The following is a 1,795-nucleotide window of genomic DNA, read 5'->3' on the forward strand; positions in this document are numbered from 1 at the left end:
AGGCTAACCCGAGGTTAGCCTTTCTTTTGTCAAAACTTACTTTAATCTTAATTAGTTAACGTTAGCGTGATAACACCTAATTTTAAAACACTCACCTAGTAAAAGCCGGACTTAATCCCAAATGCCATCTTCTGACTTACCCTGTATTTCACAGTCGCCCGCTTTGTATTCCATGTTTGCGCCACTGTCTTTTTTCTTAAAGTAGTCTTTGCTGATAGACACAATGGTAGGGGTCATCCATACAATAGCAATGATGTTTATCACCGTCATTAGGCCCAACGCCATATCGGCCATGGCCCATACCTGAGGTAGTGCCGCCTGTGCGCCCCAATAAATCATGCCTAAATAACCAATAGTGTAAACTGCACGGCCTATTTTGTTATCTAGCTTGAACATGTGCAGGTTACTTTCGCCATAAGCGTAGTTTGCTACTACAGATGTGAATGCAAATAAGCTGATGGCGGCTGCCACAAAGTCAGTACCGCCTTCGCCTAGGTGACTGCTCATCGCATCTTGGGTTAGGCGTATGCCTTCCATTTGATCAGAGCTTGAACCGCCAGCAAGTAAAATGATGAAGGCAGTAGACGTACATAGCACGAGTGTATCTAAGAAAACGCCTAGCATCTGAATGTAACCCTGTGATACGGGGTGATTAGGGTTTGGCACAGCACTCGCCGCAGCGTGCGGTACAGAGCCGCTGCCTGCTTCGTTTGAATAAAGCCCGCGCTGAATACCATTTTTAATGGCCGCACCGAGTGCACCAGCGCCAGCTTCCTGCAAGCCAAATGCCGATTTAACGATATCGAGCAGCATGGCTGGCAGTTCGGAAATATTAATGAAGGTAATAGCCAAAGCTACAAGCACGTAGCCTATTCCCATAAATGGCACCACAAACTCGGCAAAGCGCGCAATGCTTTTAAGGCCTCCCACGACGATTAAGGCTGCCAGTGCAATAATGGCTAGGCCTACATATTCTGTGGGGAAAGAGTACGCATTGTTTAATGCATCGGTAATAGTATTGGCTTGAACGGCGCTAAAGACAAAGCCGTAGCCAAAGAACAAACATAGAGAAAATGCGACTGCAAGCCAGGTTTTGTTCAAACCCTGCTTGATATAATAAGCGGGACCGCCACGGAACTCGCCGTTTTCGTCACGGACCTTGTATAGCTGACCTAGTACACTTTCGGCAAAGCCAGTGGCCATACCTAAAAGGGCAATCATCCACATCCAAAAAATAGCGCCAGCACCACCTAGAGATATAGCAACCGCGACGCCAGCTAAGTTACCCGTGCCTACGCGAGCCGATAAGCTGGTACATAAAGCTTGGAATGAACTGATCCCATCCTTAGTAGAAGTGTTACTGCCCTTTAGTAGGCTGAACATATGGCCGAAGTGCCTAAGCTGCACACCGCCAAGTTTAACGGTAAACCAGATACCACATGCAAGCAGCATAATGATAAGTACCTGACCGTCTCCCCAAAGAATATTGTTAACTAATGAAACGAATTCGTTTATCACGCACTTTCCTTCGTTATTGTTTTAATTATTGCTCGGCGTGTAGAAATGAACTGAACATGACAGGTGCGTTGTCAGAACAAACGCTTCGGCTTAAGCAAACTTATATTTGCTAAACCTTGGAATAAGCCGAGCTATATCGATAAAAAACCAATACTAGCACGACAATTAAATGATTGGACAATGAAAACGTACTGAAACTATGACGTTTTATGCTCGCATATAGCAAATTTATTCATTCATGGGGGAGAAGAACACATTTGCTGAACAAAACGAGAGT

1 protein-coding gene is annotated in these 1,795 nt (G+C 45.1%); it reads right to left on the reverse strand.

Annotated elements, in window-relative coordinates; translation table 11 throughout:
• Positions 1 to 111: 111 nt before the first annotated feature.
• On the reverse strand, positions 112 to 1,518 hold the full coding sequence (locus ACFI6L_RS20185) for an alanine/glycine:cation symporter family protein (RefSeq protein ID WP_014949007.1): 1,407 nt from the start codon (positions 1,516 to 1,518) through the stop codon (positions 112 to 114).
• Between the last annotated feature and the right edge of the window lie 277 nt (positions 1,519 to 1,795).

The organism is Alteromonas sp. G4i35 (assembly GCF_054960375.1).